At 72.9% G+C, this 23498-nt stretch carries 24 protein-coding genes; 11 read left to right on the top strand and 13 right to left on the bottom strand.

Translation table 11 applies throughout. The features are described from left to right. Nucleotides 1-12: 12 nt before the first annotated feature. The 3 genes from ACIPYW_RS05280 to ACIPYW_RS05270 all read right to left on the bottom strand — a co-directional run bounded on the left by ACIPYW_RS05280 (nt 13) and on the right by ACIPYW_RS05270 (nt 2738). Nucleotides 13-453, bottom strand: a complete 441-nt coding sequence (locus ACIPYW_RS05280) for an Hsp20/alpha crystallin family protein (protein WP_400412517.1) — start codon at nt 451-453, stop codon at nt 13-15. 111 nt (nt 454-564) lie between these two features. Then, a complete protein-coding gene (locus tag ACIPYW_RS05275; RefSeq protein WP_290133306.1) occupies nt 565-1215 on the bottom strand; it encodes a helix-turn-helix domain-containing protein in 651 nt (216 codons plus the stop codon). Beyond that, nucleotides 1212-2738, bottom strand: a complete 1527-nt coding sequence (locus ACIPYW_RS05270) for an APC family permease (protein ID WP_400411438.1) — start codon at nt 2736-2738, stop codon at nt 1212-1214. Before ACIPYW_RS05270 ends, ACIPYW_RS05275 begins: the two co-directional genes overlap by 4 nt. A gap of 193 nt (nt 2739-2931) precedes the next feature. On the opposite strand from ACIPYW_RS05270, the gene ACIPYW_RS05265 reads away from it, so the two are divergent. The 6 genes from ACIPYW_RS05265 (at nt 2932) to ACIPYW_RS05240 (ending at nt 8654) form a co-directional block, all read left to right on the top strand. Continuing rightward, entirely contained in the window at nt 2932-4428 is a 1497-nt protein-coding gene (locus tag ACIPYW_RS05265) for an APC family permease (RefSeq protein WP_400411436.1), read from the top strand. Between the two features lie 121 nt (nt 4429-4549). After that, entirely contained in the window at nt 4550-6523 is a 1974-nt protein-coding gene (locus ACIPYW_RS05260; protein ID WP_400411433.1) for a primary-amine oxidase, read from the top strand. A 1-nt stretch (nt 6524) separates the two neighbouring features. Then, on the top strand, nt 6525-7079 hold the full coding sequence (locus ACIPYW_RS05255) for a hypothetical protein (protein ID WP_400411431.1): 555 nt from the start codon (nt 6525-6527) through the stop codon (nt 7077-7079). A 135-nt stretch (nt 7080-7214) separates the two neighbouring features. Further along, nucleotides 7215-7397 carry a hypothetical protein gene (locus ACIPYW_RS05250; RefSeq protein ID WP_400411429.1) on the top strand — a complete coding sequence of 61 codons (183 nt, stop codon included), beginning with the start codon at nt 7215-7217 and terminating at the stop codon, nt 7395-7397. Between the two features lie 18 nt (nt 7398-7415). Further along, entirely contained in the window at nt 7416-7955 is a 540-nt protein-coding gene (locus ACIPYW_RS05245) for a MarR family winged helix-turn-helix transcriptional regulator (protein ID WP_400411426.1), read from the top strand. 90 nt (nt 7956-8045) lie between these two features. Then, nucleotides 8046-8654: a TetR/AcrR family transcriptional regulator gene (locus tag ACIPYW_RS05240; RefSeq protein WP_400411423.1), complete on the top strand. Its 609-nt coding sequence runs from the start codon at nt 8046-8048 to the stop codon at nt 8652-8654. Nucleotides 8655-8666: 12 nt separating this feature from the next. Here ACIPYW_RS05240 and ACIPYW_RS05235 read toward each other — a convergent pair whose 3' ends face one another. From ACIPYW_RS05235 to ACIPYW_RS05220, 4 genes are all read right to left on the bottom strand, one after another. Beyond that, the gene (locus ACIPYW_RS05235) at nt 8667-9539 is read right to left on the bottom strand and encodes a metal-dependent hydrolase (protein ID WP_400411421.1); all 873 of its coding nucleotides are present in this window, start codon (nt 9537-9539) and stop codon (nt 8667-8669) included. A 114-nt stretch (nt 9540-9653) separates the two neighbouring features. Further along, the gene (locus ACIPYW_RS05230; protein WP_400411418.1) at nt 9654-10070 is read right to left on the bottom strand and encodes a DUF1801 domain-containing protein; all 417 of its coding nucleotides are present in this window, start codon (nt 10068-10070) and stop codon (nt 9654-9656) included. 170 nt (nt 10071-10240) lie between these two features. Beyond that, nucleotides 10241-11356, bottom strand: coding sequence for a Gfo/Idh/MocA family protein (locus ACIPYW_RS05225; RefSeq protein WP_400411415.1), 1116 nt, complete (start codon nt 11354-11356; stop codon nt 10241-10243). Further along, nucleotides 11353-12168 (bottom strand): sugar phosphate isomerase/epimerase family protein, encoded by an 816-nt coding sequence (locus ACIPYW_RS05220; protein ID WP_400411414.1) that lies wholly within the window; start codon nt 12166-12168, stop codon nt 11353-11355. Before ACIPYW_RS05220 ends, ACIPYW_RS05225 begins: the two co-directional genes overlap by 4 nt. A 213-nt stretch (nt 12169-12381) precedes the next feature. Here ACIPYW_RS05220 and ACIPYW_RS05215 point away from each other — a divergent pair, with 213 nt between their 5' ends. From ACIPYW_RS05215 to ACIPYW_RS05205, 3 genes are all read left to right on the top strand, one after another. Next, complete coding sequence (locus tag ACIPYW_RS05215; RefSeq protein ID WP_400411411.1) at nt 12382-13698, top strand: carboxylesterase family protein; 1317 nt, start codon at nt 12382-12384, stop codon at nt 13696-13698. Between the two features lie 164 nt (nt 13699-13862). Further along, the gene (locus ACIPYW_RS05210) at nt 13863-14450 is read left to right on the top strand and encodes a TetR/AcrR family transcriptional regulator (RefSeq protein WP_400411408.1); all 588 of its coding nucleotides are present in this window, start codon (nt 13863-13865) and stop codon (nt 14448-14450) included. Nucleotides 14451-14558: 108 nt separating this feature from the next. Beyond that, a complete protein-coding gene (locus ACIPYW_RS05205; RefSeq protein WP_400411407.1) occupies nt 14559-15005 on the top strand; it encodes an NUDIX hydrolase in 447 nt (148 codons plus the stop codon). 114 nt (nt 15006-15119) lie between these two features. Here ACIPYW_RS05205 and ACIPYW_RS05200 read toward each other — a convergent pair whose 3' ends face one another. Next, complete coding sequence (locus ACIPYW_RS05200) at nt 15120-15485, bottom strand: VOC family protein (RefSeq protein ID WP_400411405.1); 366 nt, start codon at nt 15483-15485, stop codon at nt 15120-15122. Between ACIPYW_RS05200 and ACIPYW_RS05195 the strand changes: the two genes are divergently transcribed. Both ACIPYW_RS05195 and ACIPYW_RS05190 read left to right on the top strand, forming a co-directional pair. Further along, the gene (locus tag ACIPYW_RS05195) at nt 15484-16164 is read left to right on the top strand and encodes a nucleoside/nucleotide kinase family protein (protein WP_400411402.1); all 681 of its coding nucleotides are present in this window, start codon (nt 15484-15486) and stop codon (nt 16162-16164) included. The two genes, ACIPYW_RS05200 and ACIPYW_RS05195, sit on opposite strands and share 2 nt — an antisense overlap. 52 nt (nt 16165-16216) lie before the next feature. Continuing rightward, complete coding sequence (locus tag ACIPYW_RS05190; RefSeq protein ID WP_400411400.1) at nt 16217-17050, top strand: NmrA family NAD(P)-binding protein; 834 nt, start codon at nt 16217-16219, stop codon at nt 17048-17050. On the opposite strand, the gene ACIPYW_RS05185 is transcribed toward ACIPYW_RS05190, so the two are convergent. From ACIPYW_RS05185 to ACIPYW_RS05165, 5 genes are all read right to left on the bottom strand, one after another. Continuing rightward, nucleotides 17001-19085 (bottom strand): ArnT family glycosyltransferase, encoded by a 2085-nt coding sequence (locus tag ACIPYW_RS05185; RefSeq protein WP_400411398.1) that lies wholly within the window; start codon nt 19083-19085, stop codon nt 17001-17003. The two genes, ACIPYW_RS05190 and ACIPYW_RS05185, sit on opposite strands and share 50 nt — an antisense overlap. Nucleotides 19086-19246: 161 nt before the next feature. After that, on the bottom strand, nt 19247-20500 hold the full coding sequence (locus ACIPYW_RS05180) for a CynX/NimT family MFS transporter (protein WP_400411395.1): 1254 nt from the start codon (nt 20498-20500) through the stop codon (nt 19247-19249). Beyond that, complete coding sequence (locus ACIPYW_RS05175) at nt 20497-21153, bottom strand: HAD hydrolase-like protein (RefSeq protein WP_290133284.1); 657 nt, start codon at nt 21151-21153, stop codon at nt 20497-20499. Before ACIPYW_RS05175 ends, ACIPYW_RS05180 begins: the two co-directional genes overlap by 4 nt. A 144-nt stretch (nt 21154-21297) precedes the next feature. After that, nucleotides 21298-21993 carry an endonuclease NucS gene (gene nucS, locus ACIPYW_RS05170; RefSeq protein ID WP_400411393.1) on the bottom strand — a complete coding sequence of 232 codons (696 nt, stop codon included), beginning with the start codon at nt 21991-21993 and terminating at the stop codon, nt 21298-21300. A 9-nt stretch (nt 21994-22002) separates the two neighbouring features. Then, on the bottom strand, nt 22003-23421 hold the full coding sequence (locus tag ACIPYW_RS05165) for an MFS transporter (RefSeq protein ID WP_400411390.1): 1419 nt from the start codon (nt 23419-23421) through the stop codon (nt 22003-22005). Between the last annotated feature and the right edge of the window lie 77 nt (nt 23422-23498).

Genomic DNA, 23498 nt, shown 5'->3' with positions numbered 1-23498 from the left:
CGCGCCTCCGACCTACTCGGAGGCCCCGCCGCCGACGGCGAGCTGCTGGGACCCGCTGCCCACCGCGACCTCGATCTTGCGCGGCTTCGCCGACTCCTTGACCGGGATCGTGATGCTCAGCACACCGTTGTCGTAGGTCGCGGTGATGCGTCCGGCGTCGAGGTGGTCGCCGAGCGTCAGTTGGCGGACGAACGTGCCGGGCTGCCGCTCGCGCGTGATCCACTGCGAGCCGTCCGGGGCGCCGAGGGTGCGCTCGGCGCGGATCGTGAGGACCGAGCCGTCCACGTCGACGTCGACGCTGCCCGGGTCGATGCCCGGCAGGTCGACGTCGAGGACGTAGTGGTCCCCGGTGCGGTACAGGTCCATCGGCATCGAACGCGGTCCGCCGGCGCTCCCGAGCAGGGATCCGGCGAGGCGGTCGAGCTCGCGGAACGGGTCGAAGTTCATCGTCATCGTCGTCAACTCCTTCACGTGATCCTCGTTGAGTCCCCTCGACTCAACTGTCATCCGTTCTAGCACTCGAACCCAGAGAGTGCCAACAGTGCGCTCCGAGGACGCTGGGGGTCAGGCGAGGAGCGGCTCGAGGCGGTCGGCTCCACGCTGCAGGAGCGGCAGGAGGTCGCCGGGGGAGTCGATCCGGGGCGCCGCGGCGGACAGCGTGAGTCCGGCGACCAGCAGACCGTGCTCGTCGAGGACCGGGACCGCGAGGCACCCGAAGCCGGACCGGAACGCGCCGACCTGCCGGACGACCTCGGTGCCGCCGTGCGCGTGCAGTCGCCCCATCGCGCTCGCCCCGGGGTCTGCGCGGAGCCCCCGCTCGTCGAGGAGCGGGAAGTCGGGGTCCACGTCGACGTCGGCCAGCCCGGAGGCGTCGTACCGGGCGAGGTGCACGCCGGCGCGGACGCTCGACCGGACCTCGGCGAGGACGGACCGCACCGCGCGTGACAGCGGCGGGAGGGACGGCGCTGCCCCGAGCCCGGCCAGCTCGGCGACCTTGTGCCCGAGGGCGAAGCCCCGCAGGTCGGACAGGCGGACCAGGTACTCGTCCTCGACGAGGAGCGTGATGAGCCGGTAGGTCGTCGCCCGTGGCATGCCGAGTGCCTCGGACACCTGCTGCGCGGTGGTCCCCGGTCCCGATGCGGCGACGGCCTCGAGCACGGCGAAGGCGTTCTGGATCGCCTTCGGCTGGCGTGCGCGCAGGCCGGGGTCGCTCACGGCCGGTCGCCTCGGCCGGTCCGGTCGGGGTCGTCGGGGCGCAGCCGGGAGGCACCCAGGAGGTCCGTCTCGACGGGCACGTCCCACACGGCCCGGCTCCTCGCGCGCCGCCACGGACGCCGTCGGGTCACGACCGCGAAGGCGAGCAGGACGACGGCGACCACCCCGACGACCAGTGCGACGGCGGGCCACCGGTCGCTCGTCGCCTCGACTCCGGCGTAGACCACGAGGACGCCCGTCAGGAGCGCCGCCGTCACGACCGCGACGGTCGCGACCCGGGCGGTCAGCTCGCCGATCCGACGGAGGAACACCGGCGCCGCGACGCAGGTGAGCGCGTAGGCGACGAGGTACCCGAGTGCGGCGACGGCGAGTTCGGTCTCCATGAGCGTCCACGTCGCGACGCCCGCGGTCAGTCCTGCGACCGGGACCGCGGTCAGGACGACGCTCGCCACGATCCCCGCGACGAACGGCGTCCGGAAGCGTGGGGACGTCCGACCGAACGCACGGGGGAGCACGCCCTCGCGGCCCATCGCGAAGAGCACCCGGACGAGCGCGGTCGTCGACGCGATCGCGCACGCCGCGAACGAGGCCGCGATCGCGAGGTCGAGCACCCACCCGACCCAGCCCACACCCGATGCGACGGCGAGTTCGTTCACCGGCGAGGCGCTCGTCGCGAGGTCTGCTCCCACCGCCGCGAACCCGGACTGCTGGGCCACGGCGCTGCCGAGGTAGAGGACGCCGGCGAGCAGGACGGTCCACGAGATCGCGCGCGGGATCGTGGCGAACGGGCGGCGGGCCTCGACGCCGAGCACCGACGCGCTCTCGAAGCCGACGAACGCGGTGACGGCGAGTGCGGTCCCGACGGAGAACGGCGCCGGCGTGACGGGGCCGAGTGCGACCGCCCCGAGGTCCGGCGGTCCGCTCCGGGCCAGCAGGGCGATGACGAGCACCGCGATCACCGCCACCGAGACCGTCTCGACGAGCAGCGTCAGACGGGTCGACAGCCGGACGCCGACGGCCGTCACGGCGAACACGACGGCCCCCGTGACGAGGACCACGAGCACGGTGACGAGCACACCGCCGTCCCCGGGCGGAACGAACCGGGACAGCAGGTACTCGAGGTAGTAGCCGGTCCCCGTCAGCGAGAACGCCGCGATGCACCCCGAGCCGAGGAGCAGCGCTGCACCGCACACCACGCCCGCGACCGGTCCGAGGCCGAGGGACACGTACGTGTAGAGGGATCCAGGGCCCGCGACGCGGCGGACGAACTCGTTCACGGTGCGTCCGACCAGGAACGAGAGCGCCATCGCCGCCAGCAGCGACCACGTCGCACCGCTGCCGGCGACGGACGCGACGAGCACAGGGATCGTGGTCGCGGCGGCGGACGGGGCCACCGCGGAGACCGACTGCGCGAGCACGTCGACCGGCCCGACACTGCGTCGCGAGAGTCCGTCGACGGGTGAACCCGCACCGACGCCCGGCACCCGGGGCGGGTGGGCTATCGCACGGTCGAGGGCGGTCACCCGGCCACGGTAGGGCCCGCGCGTTGCCCCGGTGTGGCGGTCGTGTTTCGGGCAGGTACCGGCGGAACGGGACGCCGGCGACGGAGGTGTCCCGTTCGGGTGCGACCGGGTTTCACCTCGGCGGTACGTGGCCGCAACGGCGGCGCGGGACCGTGGTGCCGACCCCCGAAGCCACCCGAACCGGAAGGCCACGATGTCCAGCATCACGAAGGACCCCGCGTCACTCGGAGCGCTCCCCGCCCCGCACGGCCGGACCATGCACGGCTCCCTCGGCGTCACCGCGATCGTCTTCATGGTCGTCGCGGCCGCCGCACCGCTCACGGTCGTCGGCGGCGCAGCCCCGCTCGGCATGCTGCTCGGCAACGGCGTCGGGTTCCCGGCGCTCTACGCCGTCTCGGCCGTGGTGCTCCTGCTGTTCTCCGTCGGGCTCGCCGCGATGACCCGTCACCTGCCGCGGCCCGGCGCCTTCTTCACGTTCGTCGGGCACGGACTCGGACGTCCGGCCGGCGCGGGGGCCGCGACGCTCGCCCTCCTGACGTACACGACGATCCAGGTGGCCGTGCACGCGTACATGGGGTACCTGATCGGCGTCACCGTCGCGGGCCTCGGCGGGCCGGACGTGCCCTGGTACGTCTGGTCGCTCGCCGTGGTCGTGCTCGTCGGCGTCCTCGGGTACCGGCACATCGACCTGTCGAGCAAGGTCCTCGGGGTCCTGCTCGTCGCCGAGGTCGGCATCGTGCTCGTCCTCGTGGCCGCCGTGGTGTTCCGGGGCGGCGCCGACGGGCTGTCGCTCGCGCCGTTCGCTCCGTCGCAGGTGGTGTCCGGCTCGCCCGGTGTCGGACTGATGTTCGCGATCGCGGCGTTCATCGGCTTCGAGGCCACCGCGATCTTCCGCGACGAGGCGAAGGACCCCGACCGCACGATCCCCCGCGCGACCTACGCGGCCGTGATCGGCATCGGGGTCTTCTACACCCTCGCGTCGTGGGCCCTCGTGATGGCCTGGGGGCCGGACGGGGTGCTGGCCGAGGCAGCGGAGGACCCGGGGTCGCTCATCCTCACCACGGCGGCCCGGTACATCGGCGGTGTCGGCGAAGCGGTCCTCAACGTCCTGCTGCTGACGAGCATGTTCGCCTGCGTCCTCTCGTTCCACAACGTCATCACCCGCTACCAGCACGCGATGGCGAACGCCGCACTGCTCCCCGGTCGCCTCGGCCTCGTGCACCGACGACACGCCTCCCCGCACACCTCGAGCGTCGTCCAGACCGTCACCGCCGTCGTGCTCACCGCGCTGTTCGCCGTCCTCGGCCTCGACCCCGTCCTGCAGGTCTTCAGCTGGTTCTCCGGAGTCGCCACGCTCGGCATCGCCGTGCTCATGGCGGCCACGAGCCTCGCCGTCGTCGTCTACTTCCGCCGCAACCGAGCCGACCTCCGCGTCTGGAACACCATCGTCGCGCCCCTGCTCGGCTTCGCGGGGCTGGTCGCGTCGGCCGTCCTGATCTGGGCGAACTTCCCGACCCTCGTCGGCGACGTGGACGCAGCCGGGCACAGCGTCTTCGGCGTCGTGAGCACCGTGCTCACCGGCCTCGTGGTGGTCGTCCCCGCCGTCGGGACCGTCCAGGCCCTGGTGCTGCGCCGGCGACGACGTGACCGCTACGAGCTGATGCTCGACCGCCTCGAAGCGGAGCAGTGAGCGGCACCGACCGGCGGCGTCCCGCCAGCAGGACCGACCACCTGCACCGACCACCCCGTCGGCGTGAGCCGACCCACCGACCCACACCGTGCCTCCCGACCGAACGCAAGGAACCACGCGCATGACCATCACCGAACCGACCGGCCCCGCGACCTCGACCACCCACCCGCTGGCGAGCCTCACCGCCCCGGAGATCACCCGGATCCGCGACGTCGTGACGGCGCAGCCGGACTGGACCGACACCACCCGGTTCGCCTACGTCGGTCTCGCCGAGCCGCACAAGCGCGACGTCCTGGCATGGCAGGCCGGGACCGGCGCGGTCCCGGAACGGCGCGCCCGCGTGATGCTGCTCGACATGGCGACGGGCCGCTCGACCGACAACGTCGTGTCGATCGACGGCGGTACGGTCCTGCGCACCGACGTCCTGGACGGCTCGCGCGGTCAGCTCCCGGTGCTCATCGAGGAGTTCGACGCCGTCGGCGAGATCGCGGCGGCCGACGAGCGGTGGGTGGCCGCCCTCGCGGCACGCGGGCTCACCGTCGAGGAGGTCAAGTGCGTCCCGCTGTCGGCCGGGTACTACGACCTCCCCGAGGAGGAGGGCCGACGCATCCTCCGCGTGCTCGCCTTCCGGCAGGACCACCCCGCCGACCACGTGTGGGCACACCCCGTCGACGGGCTCTCGGTGTACGTCGACGCGGCGAACCGCACCGTCACCCGGATCGTCGACGCCGCCGACATGCCCGTCCCCGCGACCTCGGGCAACTTCGACGACCCGGAGCTCCAGGGCGAGCCGCTCGACCTCAAGCCGATCGTCATCACCCAGCCCGAGGGGCCGTCCTTCACGGTCGACGGTGAGTTCGTCGAGTGGGCGAACTGGCGTTTCCAGGTCGGGTTCGACCCACGCGAGGGACTGGTGCTCCGCCAGCTCTCCTGGCAGGACGGCGACCGGCTGCGCCCGATCGTGTACCGCGCGTCGATCGACGAGATGCTCGTGCCCTACGGCGACCCCTCGCCCGTGCGGTTCTGGCAGAACTACTTCGACACCGGCGAGTACCTGTTCGGCCGCTTCACGAACTCCCTCGAGCTCGGCTGTGACTGCGTCGGCGAGATCCGCTACTTCGACGCCGTCCTCGCCGACGAGCTCGGCAACCCGCAGACCATCACGAACGGGCTCTGCATGCACGAGGAGGACTTCGGCACGCTCTGGAAGCACGAGGACATCTACACCGGCTCGCACGAGGTCCGCCGGTCCCGCCGCCTCGTGATCTCGTTCTTCACGACCGTCGGCAACTACGACTACGGCTTCTACTGGTACCTCTACCTCGACGGCACGATCGAGTGCGAGGCGAAGCTCACCGGCGTCCTGTTCACCTCGTCCTACCCCGGCCGGGACGCCGACGGATCGGACTACGGGTTCGCGTCCGAGGTCGCCCCCGGGCTCGGTGCGCCGTACCACCAGCACCTGTTCTCCGCGCGGCTCGACATGACCGTGGACGGTCTCACCAACGCCGTGGACGAGATCGACGCGGTCCGGGTGCCGGTCGGACCCGGCAACGAGCACGGGAACGCGTTCACGAAGCGGGCGACGCGCATCGCCTCGGAGTCGACGTCGGGGCGGCTCGCGGACGCGTCCCGTGGCCGGACCTGGTTCATCTCGAACACCGAGGAGCGCAACCACCTCGGCCGGCCGACCGGCTACGTGCTGTACCCGCAGGACGCCCCGGTGCTGCTCGCCGACGACTCGTCCTCGGTCGCGTCGCGCGCCGAGTTCGCCCGCAAGCACCTCTACGTCACGCAGTACGACCCCGCCGAGCAGTACGCGGCGGGTGACTTCGTGCACCAGAACCCGGGCGGGGACGGCGTCGCGCGGTACGTGCAGACCGACCGGTCGCTCGACGGTGAGGACATCGTGCTCTGGCACACCTTCGGTCCGACGCACTTCCCCCGCCCGGAGGACTGGCCCGTGATGCCCGTCGACTACGCGAAGTTCACCCTGAAGCCGTACGGGTTCTTCCCGCGCAACCCCGCCCTGAACGTGCCGGCCGCGGTGGCGGCCGCCACGGACGCGCACTGCGCGCACCACACCGGGCACTGACGTGACGGACGTCCTCGGACTGGTCGCCGTCCTGCCGGCGTCCGCCGGAGCGTGCTGCACGGTCGGGGCGTGGCGTCCCGGCCGTGCGGTCGACGTCGTCGCGGCGATCACGATGGTCGCCGCGATGGCAGACGGCCTCCTGACGCCCCGCGTCCTCCCCGGAGCCGCCTGGTTCCTGGTCCTGGTCGTCCTGGCGGTGGCCCTCGCCGCGGTCGACCGGTCGCAGCGGAACGGCGCGCGTGCGGACCGGTCCGCGCGGCTGCACGCGGCGCTCGGGTTGCTGGTGATGGGCGCGATGGGCGTCGGGATGTCGCACGACGGTTCGATGCCCGGCATGCACGACCACGGCGGACCGGTCGCTGCGACGTGGGCGGTCGTGCTCGCCGGGCTGACCGCCGGGTACATCGTCCTGACGGTCGCGGAGGTCCGCGGCTGCCTCCGGGAACGGGAACGGGCACAGGAGCGAAGCCGGCGCCGGGCGGGCATCCTCCCGCTGCTCGAGACCGTGACGATGGGGACGGCGGTCGTGGTCATGGCTGTCGGCATGCTGTCCTGACGGCACCGTCCGAACGGTTCAGTGCGCGAATCGTCCACAATGGAAACTGTTCGTTGCGCAAACCGTTCACCTCGTGAAAGAGTCTGGATCGTCCACGACGGACACCTCGACCACAGCAGGAAGGCGGGATCAGACATGCGCAGCACGTACACGGGGATGCCGCGACTCGCAGCGAGCGGACGGAGCCACCCCCGGGTCGGCCTGACCGACCAGGCCGTGATCGACGCCTTCGTCCAGCGTCGGATCGAGGATCCGTCGCTGCTCGCGAAGCAGACCGAACCGTCCTACGCCGACTTCTTCTCGGCCCCCCTCGTCTGACCAGGAGCGCATGACCGCATGCCGTTGACCGTCGTCCGCCGCGAGCACGCCCACCTCTACGCCCGCCAGCCCCGCTCGGCCGCCGCCAAGACCGCGGTCGACGCACTGCTCCGTCTGCAGCACGCCGAGGAACAGCAGATCGAGGCTGCACGCGTCGAGACCGGGCTGACGAAGAACGAGTCGCTCGCGCTCCGGTACCTGCTCCAGGCGCACCGCGACGAACGGCCGATGGGACCGAAGGACCTCGCGGTGATGCTGTCGGTGTCCAACGCGTCCGTGACGAAGCTCGTCGACGGGCTCGTCGCGTCGGGCGACCTCGTACGGGCCGCGCACCCGACGGACCGTCGGCAGCAGGTCCTCGAGCCGACCGACCAGGCGGCGGCGAAGATCGGTCTCTCCTACGCCTCGTTCCACGAGGCCGTGGTGGGCGTGCTGGACGGGCTGTCGGACGGCGACAACGAGGTGCTCACACGGACGCTCTCGGCGATCGTGGATGCGCTCGCGGAGGGATTGCCCGTGCCGGTCGACGAGTACACGGTCCCCGCCGACGCAGACTGAGCGACCAGGCCGTGGTGCGGCGCGCGATCGTGCGCCGGCCCGTGCACACGACCGGTCGCGCGGAAAACCTTCCAGCGGTAAGTTGGCGGGGTGACCTCCCCGGCCGACGACGACGCGGTCCCGCGACGACGCGGGTACCGCAAGGGCGCCGAGCGCCGGGCGCAGATCCTCGACGAGATGATCCGCATGGTCGCGGCGCAGGGCGTCGACGCGTCGTCGCTCCGGTCGGTCGCCGACGCGCTCGGCATCACCCACGCAGCGCTCCGGCACTACTTCCCGAGCCGCGACGAACTGCTGCTCGCGGTCTACCACGAGCACGAGGTCCGGTCGCAGGCCGATCCGGAGCGCGTCAAGTCGGCGATCGGCGACATGCGGGACAGCGCCGTGCGGAACCGGGCGGTCCCCGGCCTCGTGCAGCTCTACACGACACTGTCGGCCGACGCGGTGCAGGAGGGGCACCCGGCGACCCGGGAGTTCATGCGCGAGCGCTTCGCCGCACTGCGCGCCGAGCTCGCCGAGTGGATCCGGGCCGACCAGGCCGCCGGGCGCATCCGCGACGACCTCGACCCGGTGGACCTGGCGAGCCTCGGCATCGCGGCGTCGGACGGCCTGCAGGTGCAGTGGCTGCTCGACCCGGACGCCGTCGACGGGGAGCGCGTGCTCCGCATGCTCGAGCGGCTCCTGCCCCCGGCGCGCTGACGCGACCGCGGCTCAGCGGGGCGCGGTGACCCTCGTCGTCATCGTGACGAGCCGCGCGCCGGGGACGTCCTCGACGCTGATCGTGACCGCGGGGTCGACGAGGTCGGCGAGGGACTCGGCGTGCGTGCCGCCGCAGGGGATCGCCGCGGTGCCCTCGGGCAGCGCGCACGTCCACCGCCGCCGTGCGGAGAGGCCGGGACCCTCGGCGTCGACGTGGATCGAGCCCCCGGCGGCGGTCCAGGCGCGGAGCTGGTCCGTCACCCGGGCAGCGATCGCGTCGGGGTCGTCGAACGCGCTCGGGTCGAAGCCCTTCTTCCGCAGCGACTTCCCGATCCGGTAGACGTCCTCGGACCGGTACTCGTGGATCGAGGACCGGGTGACGGCCAGCGCGTCGAAGGCCGGACGGCCGAGGGCGTCCTCCGGAACGGCCTTCGACCAGTGGTCCGCGAGCGCGGCGTCGAGGGCGAGGGCGGCGAGGTGGCAGGCGCTGTGCGCGATGCTCAGCGCCGCGCGGTACGCCGCGTCGACGGTGACCGTGACGGTCTCGCCGACCCGGGGTGGGGTCCCTGCGACGACGTGCGCGACACCGAACACCCACCCTGGCGTGCCGGTCCGCACCGGGAGGGCGTCCCCGACGAGCACGCTCCCGTCGTGGAAGCCGGCGACCCGCACCTCCGCCACCTCGTACAGGGCGTCGGGCCCCCGGAGGGTCACCCGGTCGGCTGGCTGGTCCGGCCAGGCGGTGTCGACCGGGTGCGCCGCGGTGCGGTCGAGGAACACGGCCCACCGGTCGTCGCCCGCTGGCTCGACGTGCAGCACGGTCCCCTCGCTCGTCAGGGCACCAGCGGGGTAGGTGACCTCGGTGTCGGTCGTCGGTGCTGCCATGGTCGCGCCCTCCTGCTCGTCCGCCGGTCGACGGCGTCCACCCATCTTGGCGCGGACGCCGAACGACCCGTCGGAGGCGGGCCGACCGCGCGGGTCTCGTATACCGGGGCGGGATCAGCCGTTCGATAGTGCGTCGCCTCGGGTCCGGACCAGCAACTCACGGAGCACCGACCGATCGACCGCCTCGAGTCGGGACAGGTAGAGGCAGGCGGTGCTCGCCCGGTGCGGTCCGAGCTGCCCGAGCAGGTCCGGCCACCGTTCGGCGAACCCCGAGGCGAGGTAGACCGTGTGGTGCTTCGGACCCGGGGCGAACGCGAGCAGGGGCACGGTGCCCGAGCGGCCGGAGTCGTACCGGTACTCGACCTCACCGAACCCGAGGATGCGACCCGCCCACAACACCGGCTCCGCCCCGCTCAGGTCGCGGTGGAGCGTCACCAGTTCGTCGACCTCGGCGCGACGGGCACCGGTGGCCCGGTCGAGCACCTCGGCGAGGGGCGTCGACGTCGGTGTCATCGCAGGGGTCTTCGCCACGGGGCGACGCTACCCCAGCCGGACGGGTTCGGTGTCCCGGATCGACCGGTGCGGCGCGACCGGTGCCCGCGGGGCGGGCGCGACCCGTGCCTCCCGGCCGACGACGCCGGACGGCGGACACGAGGAGGGGCCGGTCCCTGACGGAACCGGCCCCTCCTCGTGCGGTGCGACTAGGCGTTGACGCCCTCGGCGAGGACCGCGGCTGCCGGGTCGAAGTCCTCGGGCAGCGGCTCCGGCTTCGCGATGCGCGAGGCGATCTCGACGGCCTGGCCGGACTCGGCCGCGTCGCGGATGCCGAGCATGACGTCGAGCGCGTGCGACGCGACAGCACCGGAGGCCCGCTCGGGGCGGCCCTCGGCGATCGCGCGGGCCATCTCGACGACGCCCGTGCCACGGCCCCAGGTGGATCCCTTGTGCGCCAGGGTCGTCGGCTCGTCCTTGCCGAGCGTCCACAGCGTGCTGTCACCGTCGAAGACGTTCGGGTCCGGCAGCACGATCGTGCCCTCGGAGCCGTTGATCTCGACGAAGCCGTTGCGCGGCAGGGCGTGCTGGAACGACAGCGTCGTCTGCGCGGACTGCCCGTCGGCGAACGAGATGAGCGCGGCGTGGTGCGTGGGCACCTCGACCGGGAACTCGGTGCCGGCACGGGGACCCGAACCGATCACGCGGGTCTCACGCGACTTCGACGACACGGCCTGCACGCGCGAGGCGGAGCCGAACGCGTGGAGCAGCGTCGTGACGTAGTACGGGCCGATGTCGAACAGCGGGCCGGCGCCCTGCGCGTACAGGAACTCGGGGTCCGGGTGCCACTGGTCCGGGCCGGGCACGTGGAACATCGTCGTCGCGGTGAGCGGCGTGCCGATGTCCCCGCGGGCGATGGCGCGGATCGCGGTCTGGATGCCCGCACCGAGCACGGTGTCCGGCGCCGTGGCGTAGCGGACCCCGGCAGCCTCGGCCGCGGCGAGGAGCGCCTGCGCGTCCTCGGCCGTGGTGGCGACCGGCTTCTCGCTCCAGGTGTGCTTGCCGGCAGCGATGATCTGCTGGCCGACCTTGGCGTGCTCGGCCGGGATCGTGATGTTCACCACGATCGAGATGTCGTCGCGGGCGAGGAGCTCCTCGACCGAGCCGTACGACGGGACGCCGTACTTCTCGGCCTGGGACTTCGCGCGCTCCTGGATGAGGTCGGCGACGAACAGGACCTCGACGTCGGCGAACTGCGTCAGGTTCGTCAGGTACTGGTCGGAGATGTTGCCGGCACCGATGATGCCGACGCCGATGCGGGTCACGCGGCGCTCCCGGCGGTGTCGTTCTCGCGCAGCCACTGCAGCGACTCGGTGATGCCCTCGAAGACGTCACCGGCGTAGGCGTCGAACTCGACGACGCGGATGGCCTGCGGCGCGGCGGCGAGGATGCCTGCGACGTCGACGTCGCCCTGGCCGGCCGGCTTCTGGTTCTCGAACGCGCGCTGGAGCGCCTCCGGGACGATGAGGGCGCTCTCGGCGGAGGGGAGGGCGGTGAGGATGTCACCGTCGACCTTGCCGTCCTTCACGTGGATCGCGACGACGCGGTCACCGAGGGAGCGGAGCACCGCTGGGGCGTCCGCGCCGCCGACGGTCGCCCAGAAGGTGTCGACCTCGAGCACGGTCTCCGGTGCGAGCTGCTCGACGAACAGGTCGTAGACGGTGCGTCCGTCGACCTTGTTCGTGAACTCCCACTGGTGGTTGTGGTACCCGAACTGCAGGCCGTGCCCGGCGGCCTCGGCGGTCAGCTCGTTCACGCGGTGCGCGATCTTCTTGACGTCGTCGGCGGTCTGCCAGCGGTCGGTCGGGATGAACGGGTCGATGACGGTCTGGATGCCGAGGCGCTTCGCGGCGTCCCAGATCGGGGCGGTGTCCTCGGCGTCGATCACGGCGACGTGGCCCGAGGGCGCCGAGAGGCCGTTGGCCTGCAGTGCCCGCTCGAGGTCGTCGACGCGCTCGACGAAGGCGTACGGCTCGACGTTCTCGTAGCCGATCTCGCGGACCCGGGCGATGGCCTTATCGAGGTCTTCGGCGATGGCGTCGCGCAGCGAGTAGAGCTGCACAGAGGTGGTGGGCATTGCAGAGGCTCCTTCGGTCCTGACTGGTGTCGCGGCACTGGTCGCCGTGACGGTGTGGTCGCGGCCCTGGTCGTCGCAGCCCGCAGAGGAGCGATGCTCCACGGCGAGATCGAGGACGACGCTACCGGAAAAACCACCCGGTGGGTAGTTTTCGACGCCGTGTTGCGGGCGTCGGCGCTGGCGTGGAGGACGTGACCGATTAGCGTGGAGGGCGTGACCGATCTGCGCGCCTTCGAGACCCCGGTCGGCACCGTCCAGGCCCGCGTCGACGGGGACGTCGTCCGGGCGCAGGGGATCCCCTACGCCGTCGCCGAGCGCTTCGGCCGGCCCCGACCCGCACCCGCGTTCGGTACACCGTTCGCCGCCGTCACCCCCGCCCCGGTCGCGCCGCAGCCGCCAGCAGCGTTCGTGGACGAGTTGCTGCCCCCGATGCAGCACCTCGCCGTCGCCGAGGACTGCCAGCGCCTGACCATCACCCTCCCCGCCGACGTGCGTCCGGACGAGCAGCTCCCCGTCATGGTCTGGGTCCACGGCGGCTCGTACGTCATCGGCGGCGGCGACCTGCCCATCCACGATGCGCACGACCTCGTGGTCGAGCAGCGGGTCGTCGTCGTGTCGGTGACCTACCGGCTCGGCGTCCTCGGGTTCCTCGGCGACGGGGAGCGCGTGCCAGCGAACCTCGGACTGCTCGACCTCGTCGAGGCGTTGCGGTGGGTGCACGGGAACATCCGGTCCTTCGGGGGCGACCCGGACGCCGTGACGCTGTTCGGGCAGTCGGCCGGTGGCGACGCGATCGCGCACCTCATGATCAGCAGCGGCACCGAGGGTCTGTTCCGTCGCGCGATCGTCCAGAGCGCTCCGCTCGGCATCTCGCGACGGCGAGCCCGTATGTCACGCGCGGTGCTCCGGGCCGTCGGTGTCGTGGGCGCGACCACACCGCTCGACGACGTCCTCGAGCGGCAGCTGGCCGGCACCCGGGCGGGCGCGCCGTTCGGACTCCGCGGCGGCATGCCCTTCGGCACGCAGTACGGGCACGATCCGCTGCCGACCGAGCGCCGGGCGGTCGACGCCTGGCGCGCGGTGGCGCCGAGGATCGACGTGCTCATCGGCTCCGCGGTCGACGAGGCGGCGATGTTCGTCCGGGCCGTCCCCGCGCTCGCAGCCGTGACCCGGATCCGCCCACTGCGCTCCCTCGTGCGATGGTGGCTCGTCCGGCCCCTGTCCGAGGTCATCTACGGACGGGACGTCCGGCGCTTCCGCGACCGGCACCGAGCAGCCGGCGGGCGGGCGACCTCGTACCGCCTGCTCCGGGGCACGACGGCCCGCCCCACCGGCGCGGTGCACATGAGCGACCTGCCGATGCTGCTCGGGGGGCGTGCGGCGTGGGCCGGGTCGGCGTTCGTGCCCGAGCGGGACTGGGCGGCGGTCGAGGAGCGTGGTCGCCGGATCCGGAAGGTGTGGGCCGACTTCGCGCGGACCGGACAGGTCGAGGAGCCGGACGACGGGACGATCGCGTTCGACCGCGGCTGACGAGCACGAGCTGACGAGCTGACGCGAGGACGCGCTGACGCGCTGACGCGCGGGCGGCCGGCTGACGGGTGGCCGGCTGACGGGCGGGGGCGCCACCGCGCCCCGGACTGACCCCCTGAACTGGGCGATGCTCCGCACCCGCCGGTCGGGACAGGATCGACGGCATGCCCGATTCCGACGCCGACCTCCGGTCCCGTGTGGTCACCGGTGCCGTCGAGGCCTACCGGTCCGGTGACTTCCACAGCGTGGGTCACGCCGAGATCGCCGGCGCGGCCGGCCTCACGGAGGACGACGTGCGCCGCGCCTACCCGATCTGGGACCTCCTGATCGTGGCCGTCATGGACCGTTGGAACAACGGGAGCCGCCGGGCGCTGTGGAGCGTCGCCGAGCGGGACGGCGTGGTCGCCTACCTCCGTGCCCGGTTGCAGGCCGGCCTCGACGAGCCGTCGCTCGTCCGGCTGCGGATCGCTCTCCTCAGTGCCGCGTCCACGCCGGGGCACCCGGCCGAGGGCTGGTTCCGCGCCCAGTACGCCCATTCGTTCGAGGACATCACGCTCGGACTGACCCGCGACGTCGTCGCCGGGCGCGAGTCGCGGGGCGCGTCCCCACGGCACGCCGCCGAGCAGCTCGTCGCGCTGTACGAGGGCCTGCAGCTGCAGGCCATGCTCTGCGACGACACCGAGGTGCTGGGTGCGTTCGACCGGGCGGTCGCTCGGCTCCGGGTCGGGTGGAGCACCGTCGCGACGGCGTGAGCACCGTCACACCGCTGTGAGCGGCGGCGCGCGGTCGTCCCGCCGCATCAGCCGGGAGGCACGGCGCGGCTGAACGAGTCGCACTCGCGTTCCTGGCATGGTCGGGTCATGGAGTACACGGACTACGACACCCGGCTCGCGGCGTACGCCGTGATCACCGAGGACGACCGGGTGCTCCTCGCGAAGCTCCGGTTCCCCGAGGCCGGGACGTGGACGTTGCCGGGCGGGGGAGTCGAGTTCGACGAGACCGTGGAGCAGGCCGTCGTGCGCGAGGTGCAGGAGGAGACCGGGCTGGACGCCACGGTCGGGCCGCTGCTCGGCATCCGGCACCACGTGGTCCCGGGGGAGCGGCGCATGCACGCCGGAGCGAAGGGCCGCCCGATGAAGGCCGTGCAGGTGGTGTTCCGCGCCACCGTCACCGGTGGGGTGCTCCGCGACGAGCTCGACGGATCCACCGACGAGGCCCGGTGGATCCCGATCGCCGAGCTGCCCCACCACCGACACGGGCTCCTCGTCCCGATCGCCCTCGCGTGGGCGGGTGCGCTCACACGCTGACGGCCTGGGCGGACCGGAGCTCCCGGTCGACCTGCGGCGCATCGACCCGCCACCCCAGCGCACGCAGGGGCCGTCAGCCCCGAGGGCCGCAATCCTCGGGATACAACATCCCGACTAGTCCTCGAGGACGCTGAGCACGTTGCCCGACGGGTCGGTGAACCACGCGATCAGCGGACCGCCCTGCCGGTTCACGCCCCGCTCGTCCGTGACACCGTCGTAGTGCAGGAACACGACCCCGGCGTCGGTGAGCTCGTCGACCGCCGCATCGATGTCGGACACCGGGAAGTTCAGGACGGTGAAGGACGCCGGCTCGTGCGCGGGACCCTTCGGGTAGACCAGCACGTGCGTCCCGCCGACCTGCAGGGAGAGCATGCCGTACTCCTCCGTCACGGGGACGCCGAGCACCCCCTCGTAGAACGCCCTCGCCTCCGGGACGTCGCGCACCGAGAACCCGCTGAACGCCTTCGTCGCATCGACCATGCGGCCAGTGAACCACCGCGCCTGCGAGGATGACACCGTGCCGCAGCAGGAGATGTCCGTCGACGAGGCCGTCGAGCGAGCCGTGGAACTGGCACGCGGCGCGGACCGGGTCGTGCTCGGCATCGCCGGCGCTCCGGGCGCGGGGAAGTCGACGCTCGCCCGACGCATCGTGACCGCGGTCGACGAACGGCTCGGCGCGGGGACGGCCGTGCAGGTGCCGATGGACGGGTTCCACCTCGCCAACGCGGCGCTCGACGCCCTCGGCCGGCACGACCGCAAGGGAGCGGTCGACACCTTCGACGCCGCCGGGTACGTCGCGCTCGCCCGTCGACTGGTGACCGCGGACGAACCGGTCGTCTGGGCCCCGGACTTCGATCGCCGGATCGACGAACCCGTCGCGGGCAGCATCGCCGTGCCGCGCGCGACCCGACTCGTGGTGACCGAGGGGAACTACCTCCTCGACACCGAGTCGCCGTGGACCGCGCTGCCGGAGCTCCTCACCGAGACGTGGGCCTGCGTCGTCGACGACGCGGTCCGCGTCGACCGCCTGGTCGGTCGCCACATGCGGCACGGGCGCGACCACGACGCAGCGCGCGCGTGGGCGGTGGAGGTGGACGGCGTGAACGCCGCACGGGTCGCTGCCACGGTGAGCCGTGCCTCCAGGACGGTCCGGACGTGACCACCCGACCGACGCCGGCCGGCCGGCCCCGCACCCCACGAGAGGACCGACCATGACCATCGCCGTCACCGGGGCCACCGGCAACATCGGCGGCGCCGTCGCCCACGCGCTCGCCGCGGCCGACGTGCCCTTCCGCATGATCGTGCGGGACGCCTCCCGTGCGCCGCAGCTCGCCGGCACCGAGGTCGCGGTCGCCTCCTACGACGACGCCGGGGCCGCACGCGCCGCGCTCGAGGGCGTGGACCTGCTCCTCATGGTCTCCGGTGCCGAGGCCGAGGACCGTCTCGCGCAGCACCGCACCTTCGTCGGCGCGGCCGCGACGGCCGGGGTGCGTCACGTCGTCTACACCTCGTTCGTCGGTGCGGCGGCGGACGCGACGTTCACGCTCGGTCGCGACCACTGGGCGACGGAGCAGGCGATCCGGGCGACGTCGATGGCCCACACCTTCCTCCGTGACTCGTTCTACCTCGACTTCGTCGAGGACCTCGTCGGCGAGGACGGCGTGATCCGCGGCCCGGCGGCGGACGGCGCGATGGCCGCGGTCGCGCGCGCCGACGTCGCTCGCGTCGCGACGGCCGTGCTGCAGGCGCCGACGTCGCACCTCGACCGGACGTACGAACTGACGGGGCCCGCCGCGATCACCCTCGCGCAGGCCGCGGCGACGGTGTCGGATGTCCGCGGGCGCACCGTGACGTACCACCCGGAGACCCTCGACGAGGCGTACGCCTCCCGCGCTCGGTGGGAACCGGCACCGTGGCAGGCCGATGCCTGGGTGAGCACCTACACGGCGATCGCCGAGGGTTCGCTCGCACACGTCTCGGGCGACGTCGAGCGGGTCACCGGGCGGCGGCCGATGTCCCTGCGCGAGGTGCTCGAGCAGGCCTGACCCACGCCCGGACCGGTCCGTCACCGTGCGCCGGGCGCACGAGGACCCGCCCGGTCGACGGACCGGGGAGTCCACACCGCCACACCGTCCACTGCAGGTCGTCTGCTGGCCACGTGCTGAGCACCACGTGGTGCCCGGGCCGGGCGTCGGGGACCGTGCGGCACCCGCCGGCCAGCGCGGCGCGGAGGACCGGATCGTCGGCTCGGGCGCCGCTGATCGAGACGAGCATGCGCAGCCCGTGGTCGATCCGCTCGCGGATCTGCCGGGTCGTGAAGACCGGTACGGTCCCGGAGAACCCGCCGTCCGTGAGTACGGGCAGACCGGTGGCCGAGACCACGAGGGACGACAACCGCCAGGCGTCGGTGAGGAAGAGCGGCGTCCCCGGACGGTGGCCGTCGATCCGACCGGCGAGCCCGACGAGCTGCCGCACCGCGGCCGGGTAGGTCGCGGGTTCGCCGCCGCGCCAGTCCGGTGCGGAGACGTGGTACCGCTCGACGCCCACGGTGCGTCCGACGGACGCGTCCAGACCCGAACCGTCGCGTGCGGCGTCGAGCGCCTGCATCGAGAAGGCGGCCGGCCCCGCCACGAGGGCCAGTCCGGTGGCGGTCGCGATGACCGCCCGGGAGGCACGGCGCGGCCCCGACACACCGCCCACGGCGTCCCGTGGTCGCCAGAGGAGTGCGACGACCGCCGCGACGACGGTCGCGTTCGCGACGGCGTGCGCCGCGTGGGCGAGGACGGTCGGCTCACCGGCGCCGTGCGCGAGGAAGAGCCACCACGCCTCCTGCCCGACGGCGAGGACGAGCGGCAGGGCGCGCAGCCACGCGGACCGGGAGCGCGCCAGGCCGACCGCCCCGCACCAGCCGACGGCGGCGAGGACCGCGAGCTGGACGCCGACCGCGGCGACGTACGCGGTGTGCGGGATCCGGGCCACCGAGAGCACGGCGGCCGCGGTCGCGAGCCAGACCGTCACGACGACGAGCGTGACGGCACCGGCGCGGGTGTCGAGCGCACCGCCGAGCACCGGCGCGGCCCGGTCACGTCGCCGGGCACACAGCACGACGGCCCCGACGAGGACGGCGAAGAGCGCTGCCGGCAGCAGCCACGACACCTGCGAGCCGAGGTGCGGCTCGAGCAGCTTCGTCAGCCGGCCCGGGTCACCGGACGGCGCCGGCGTGGCCGAGGGGTGCACGGCGACCGACCCCGGGAACGTGCCCGGTCGGAAGCGGTCGAGCCCGTTGTAGCCGAACACCATCGCCCACGGGTCGTCGTCCGTCGAACCGTCCACGTACGGTCGGGCCCCGACGGGCGTCCGGGCGAGCCAGACCACCCAGACGAGCGAGGCCCCGACGGCCACGGCACCGAGCACCGCGGTCCGCCCGAGCCGCACCCACACGCCCCACCGTCCTCCGGGCCGGGCGTCCGCGAGCAGCGTGCCGAGCAGCAGCGCGGGCAGGACGAACCACGCCTGCAGCATCTTCGCCTGGAAGCCCACCCCGACCGCGACGCCCGCGAGCACGAGCGGCCACCAGGTCCCGGTGATCGCCGCCCGCTGCCAGCAGAGCAGCGCGACTGCGAGGGCCACCGTGAGCAGGGCGTCCTCCATCGGGTGCGCGAACACGGACACGAAGATCGGCGTGCTCGCGGCGGCGAGGGCGGCGACGAGTCCCGTCCCGGCACCGGCCCAGCGGAGGCCGACCACCGAGCACGCCCACACCGTGACGAGTCCCTCGACGACCTGCGGCAGCGCGAGGGCCGAGGTGGAGTCGCCGAACAGCCGGATGCTCAGTGCCTGCGGGACGAGGAACCCGCTGAGCTTGTCGAGCGTCACCGTCCCCGAGGGGTCGAAGGACCCGGACCACAGTGCATGCCACGATCCGGACATCGAGCGGGCGGCCGCCGCGTAGAAGGGCGCATCGCCGCCGCGGGCGAGGTTCCACCCGAGCAACAAAGTGGACCCGGTCAGGACGAGGAGCAGCGCGACCCGCGCGGCGGGGTGTTGGTCGGCCCACCGGGCCGGACGTCGGGTGTCCACCCCTGGACCCTGGCGCTGCCGGGTGACGGTGCGCCGCGACGCTGCCGCCAGCATGCCGCGAAGGCGGTCCCTCCGCTGAGTCGACGTGCGGTTCGTCCGGGGAACGTCCAGCCCGCGTACGGCCTCGACTGACCGGAAGCTCAGCCGACGCCGAGGACCGGTCAGTCGACCCGACGCGCCGAGATCGTGCCCGCGACGCCGAGGGTCAGCACGGCCACGAGGACGACGAGCAGCGGCGCCGTCCAGTCGCCCGTGGCTCCGTGCAGGGACCCGGCCACCAGCGGTCCGGCGCTCCCGAGGAGGTACCCGCCGCCCTGCACGAACGCCGACATCCGCCGGGCATCGGCGTCGCTCGACACGATCCGCACGATCACGATGAAGATGACCGTGATGCCACCGCCCTGCGCCGCGCCCCCGAGGACCGACCAGAGCAACCAGAGCTGCGGCGCGAACAGCAGCCCGAGCGGCATCGCGAGCCAGAGGAACGCCACGAGCGCGATGATCGCCCGCGGACGCCACCGCGCCGCGAGCAGCGGGACGCCGAGCGCCCCGACGACGGCGAGGATCTGGAACACCGACGAGCTCGCGCCCGAGGACGCCTTCGAGAAGCCGATCTCGTCGTGCAGCAGCGTCGGGATCCAGGCGGTGAGGGCGTAGTACGAGAACGCCTGCCCGCCGAACGCCAGCGTGAGCCCCCAGGTGATGAGCCGCCGAGCCGGACGGACGGGGGTCGTTCCCGCACCGCCGTCGACGGTCCGGATCGACCCCGTGCCGAGCACCTGGTCGATCGGTCCGGTCTCCACGACGGGCTCGACCGCGACCGGCCGACGCCAGGCCGCCCGAGCCCCGACGGTGTACGTCCAACCGATGCCGGCGAGGACTGCGAGCACACCCCAGATCGCGATCGCGACCGGCCAGCCCCAGACCGCGGCGATCGGAGCCGTCCCGAGCGAGGTGATCATCGACCCGACGTTGAGCGCCGAGGTGTACACGCCCGTGACGAGTCCGACCCGCTCCGGGGAGGTGTCCCGCCGGATGACCACCGGGATCACGACGTTCCCGATCGTGATGCCGATGCCGATCACCGCGGTGCCGACGAGCAGTGCCACCGACGAGGGCAGCGACCGGACCACCGTGCCCACGAGGACGACCACGAGCGAGAGCGACACCGCACGCTCGGGGTCGGCCTTCGCGATCACCCAGCTCGCGAACGGCGTCGCGAGGGCGAAGCAGAGCACGGGGATGGTCGTCAGGAGACCGGCGATGCTCGCGGTCAGGTCGAGGTCGGCGCGCACGTCGCCGATGACCGGGGCGGTCGCGACGATCGGCCCGCGGAAGTTCAGGGCGATGAGGACGACGGCGGCGGGGAGCAGCCACGCGGCCCCGCGGAGCCCGGTGCGGACGGCGCCCGTCACGGGAGCAGGATCGGCAGGAGGTCGAGCGGGGTCGCGGCCCGGGCGACGGTGCCCTCGGCCTCCTCCGGCGAGCCGTAGCCCCACTCCGCGAAGATCGTCGGCACGCCGTGGACCGCTGCGCCCTCGACGTCGTGCTTGCGGTCGCCGATCAGCACGGGACGGCTGACGTCGAACCCGCGGGCGTCGAGTCGGCGCAGCGCCTCCGCGACGACGTCGGCCTTCGAGCTGCGGACCTCGTCGTCGCTCGCACCGGTGATGATGTCGATGTCCCCGGTCAGGCCGTAGTGCTCGAGGATGTACGTCGCCGGGGTCTCCGGCTTGCTCGTCGCCGTCGAGATCGGCAGCCCGGCCTCGTGGAGCGTGTGGAGCACGACGTCGATGCCCGGGAACATCGCCGAGTCGAGGGCGCCGTGCGAGAGGTAGTGCTCGCGGTACACGGCGAGGGTGTGCTCGGCCTGCGCGGCGTCCATGCCCATCGCGTCGTGGAAGGTGTCGAGGATCGGCGGGCCCACGAACGACATGAGCGTCGCGTGGTCCGGCACGGGGACGCCCACGGTGGTGAAGGTGTGCGTCATGCTCTCGAGGATGCCCGGAGCGGAGTCGCTGATGGTGCCGTCGAGGTCGAAGAGGATGGCGGTGAACGGGCGCGTCATGTCCCACCCAGCCTAGCCGGGGCGCTGGACGCACCCGTCCGGGTGCCGCGCCGACGGGGCGGACCCGCGCCGTGCCTCCCGGCCGTCCGTTCTGGGTCCCACGAAGCGTGCGCGTCTCGACAGTCAGCCGGGCCCGGCCCGCGCTCAGAACAGGCGGGTGTGCCCGCCCTCGATGCCACGCATCGCGTCGTAGTCGAGGACGAGGACGCGGATCCCGCGGTCCTCGGCCAGGGTGCGGGCCTGCGGCGCCACCGTCTGCGCCGCGAGGACGCCCTGCACCGGACGCAGCAGCGGGTCGCGGTTCATGAGCTCGAGGTACCGCGTGAGCTGCTCGACGGCGTCGATGTTCGCGTTCCGCTTCATCTCGACCGCGACGCTCGCCCCCGCGTCGTCCCGCGCCAGGATGTCGACCGGTCCGATCGCGGTCATGTACTCGCGGCGGACGAGGGTGTGCCCGTCGCCCAGCAGCTCGATCTGCTCGGCGAGGAGCTGCTGCAGGTGGGCCTCGACGCCGTCCTTCACGAGTCCAGGGTCGACGCCGAGGTCGTGGGTCTCGTCAGCGATCACCTCGTACAGGCTGACGACGAGCTTGTCCTGCGTCTTCTTCTGCGTCACGGTCCAGACCTGCCTGATGCCGGCCTCGGCCTGCTCTTCGCTCGGCTCGCCCATCTCGATCGAGCAGGGCGGGCTCATCCAGTTCAGCGGCTTGTAGCTACCGCCGTCGGAGTGCACGAGCAGCGAACCGTCCGCCTTGAGCATGAGCAGGCGCGTGGCGAGGGGGAGGTGGGCCGAGAGTCGCCCCGCGTAGTCCACGGAGCAGCGGGCGATGACGAGACGCACCCGGCGATCCTAACGGTCGCTTCGTGCCCCGCCCGACGACGCCGGGTCTGCCATCGTGTCGTCCGTCGCGTGGTCCGGACGGTCGGCCTGGAGGCGCGGCTCGCCTCCGCCGCGCTGCGTCGCGTCCGCGTGGTGGTCGGGTGCCTGGTGGTCGGGTGCGGCCCCGTGCGCACCGTCGTCGCGGCGGTCCCCGCCGGCCCGCCGCCTGCGCAGCGTCTCGGCGGCCGCGCCGGTCTCGCGGGCGGCACCGGACGCCAGGCCCGCGGCGATGATGAAGACGAACACCACGAGCAGGGCGCCGAGCAGCCCGATGTGCTCGCCGAGGAAGCCGATCAGCGGCGGGCCGGCGAGGAACGCCACGTACCCGATCGTCGCGACGGCGCTGACCTTGAGCGCTGCGGAGCGGGGGTCGTCGGCGGCGGCGGACATGCCCATCGGGAAGCCGAGGCTCGCCCCGAGGCCCCACAGGACCACGCCGACGATCGCGATCGGGATGACGTCGACGAAGATGAGCAGCCCGAGTCCGACGACGGCGACGGCGGCGCTCACCCGGAGGACGGGGACACGGCCGAACCGGTCGATGAGCGGGCTGCCGGCGATGCGCCCGGCGGTCATCGCGGCGAGGAACACCGTGAGCACCGCGGAACCGGCGGCGTTGTCGAGGCCGTGGCCGTCGATCATGGCGAGGGGCAGCCAGTCGTTCGCGGACCCCTCGGCCAGCGCCATGCCGAGCACGATCACGCCGATGAGGAGCGTGGACGGCTGCGCCCACACCTGCCAGCGGGTGAGCTGCACCGGGGTCGGGCTGGTCTCGGTGCCTTCGTGCTCCTCGTACCGGTGCTCGTCGCCGAAGCGCGAGGCGGCGGCGAGCATGACGAGGCAGGTCACCACACCGAGGACCGCGAAGTGCAGGACCACCGGGACGTCGAGCGCCTCGGTCAGGGCGCCGATGCCGGCACCAGCGAGCGTCCCGATGCTGAACGCGGCGTGGAAGAGCGGCATGATCGTGCGGCCACCGGCCTTCTCGGCGGCTGCGCCCGAGACGTTCATCGAGACGTCCACGAGGCCGTTGCCGAAGCCGAAGGCGACGAGGCCGATCCAGATCGCGGCGAAGCCCCAGCCGAAGGTGACGGCGAACCCGGCGAAGACGATCCCGGCCGCGAGGCAGACCGACGCGACCTGCACACCCCGACGGGCGCCGACCTTGGCGACGATGTGCCCGGCGAACGTGAGGCCGCCGATCGAGCCCACCGCCATGCCGAGCACGAGCAGGCCCATCTCGAAGGTGGTCGCGCCGAGGGAGTCGCGGACGCTCGGGATCCGGCCGAGCCACGTGGCGATCGCGAGGCCGGACATCGTGAAGGCCACGAACACGGCGGTGATCCACGCGCGGGTGGTCGGTGCGGTGCGTGCGGACGTCGTCGTCATGGTGCTCTTCCGGGTCTCGTGCTGGGTGGGGTCCCGCGTCGTCTTGCGTGTCGGGCCGCTGGTCGAATCGATTCGAC

The organism is Curtobacterium sp. NPDC089689, assembly GCF_044749145.1.
GTDB lineage: Bacteria > Actinomycetota > Actinomycetes > Actinomycetales > Microbacteriaceae > Curtobacterium.
The sequence above is the reverse complement of the archived record's forward strand: the minus strand, read 5'-3'. Positions and strand labels throughout refer to the sequence as shown.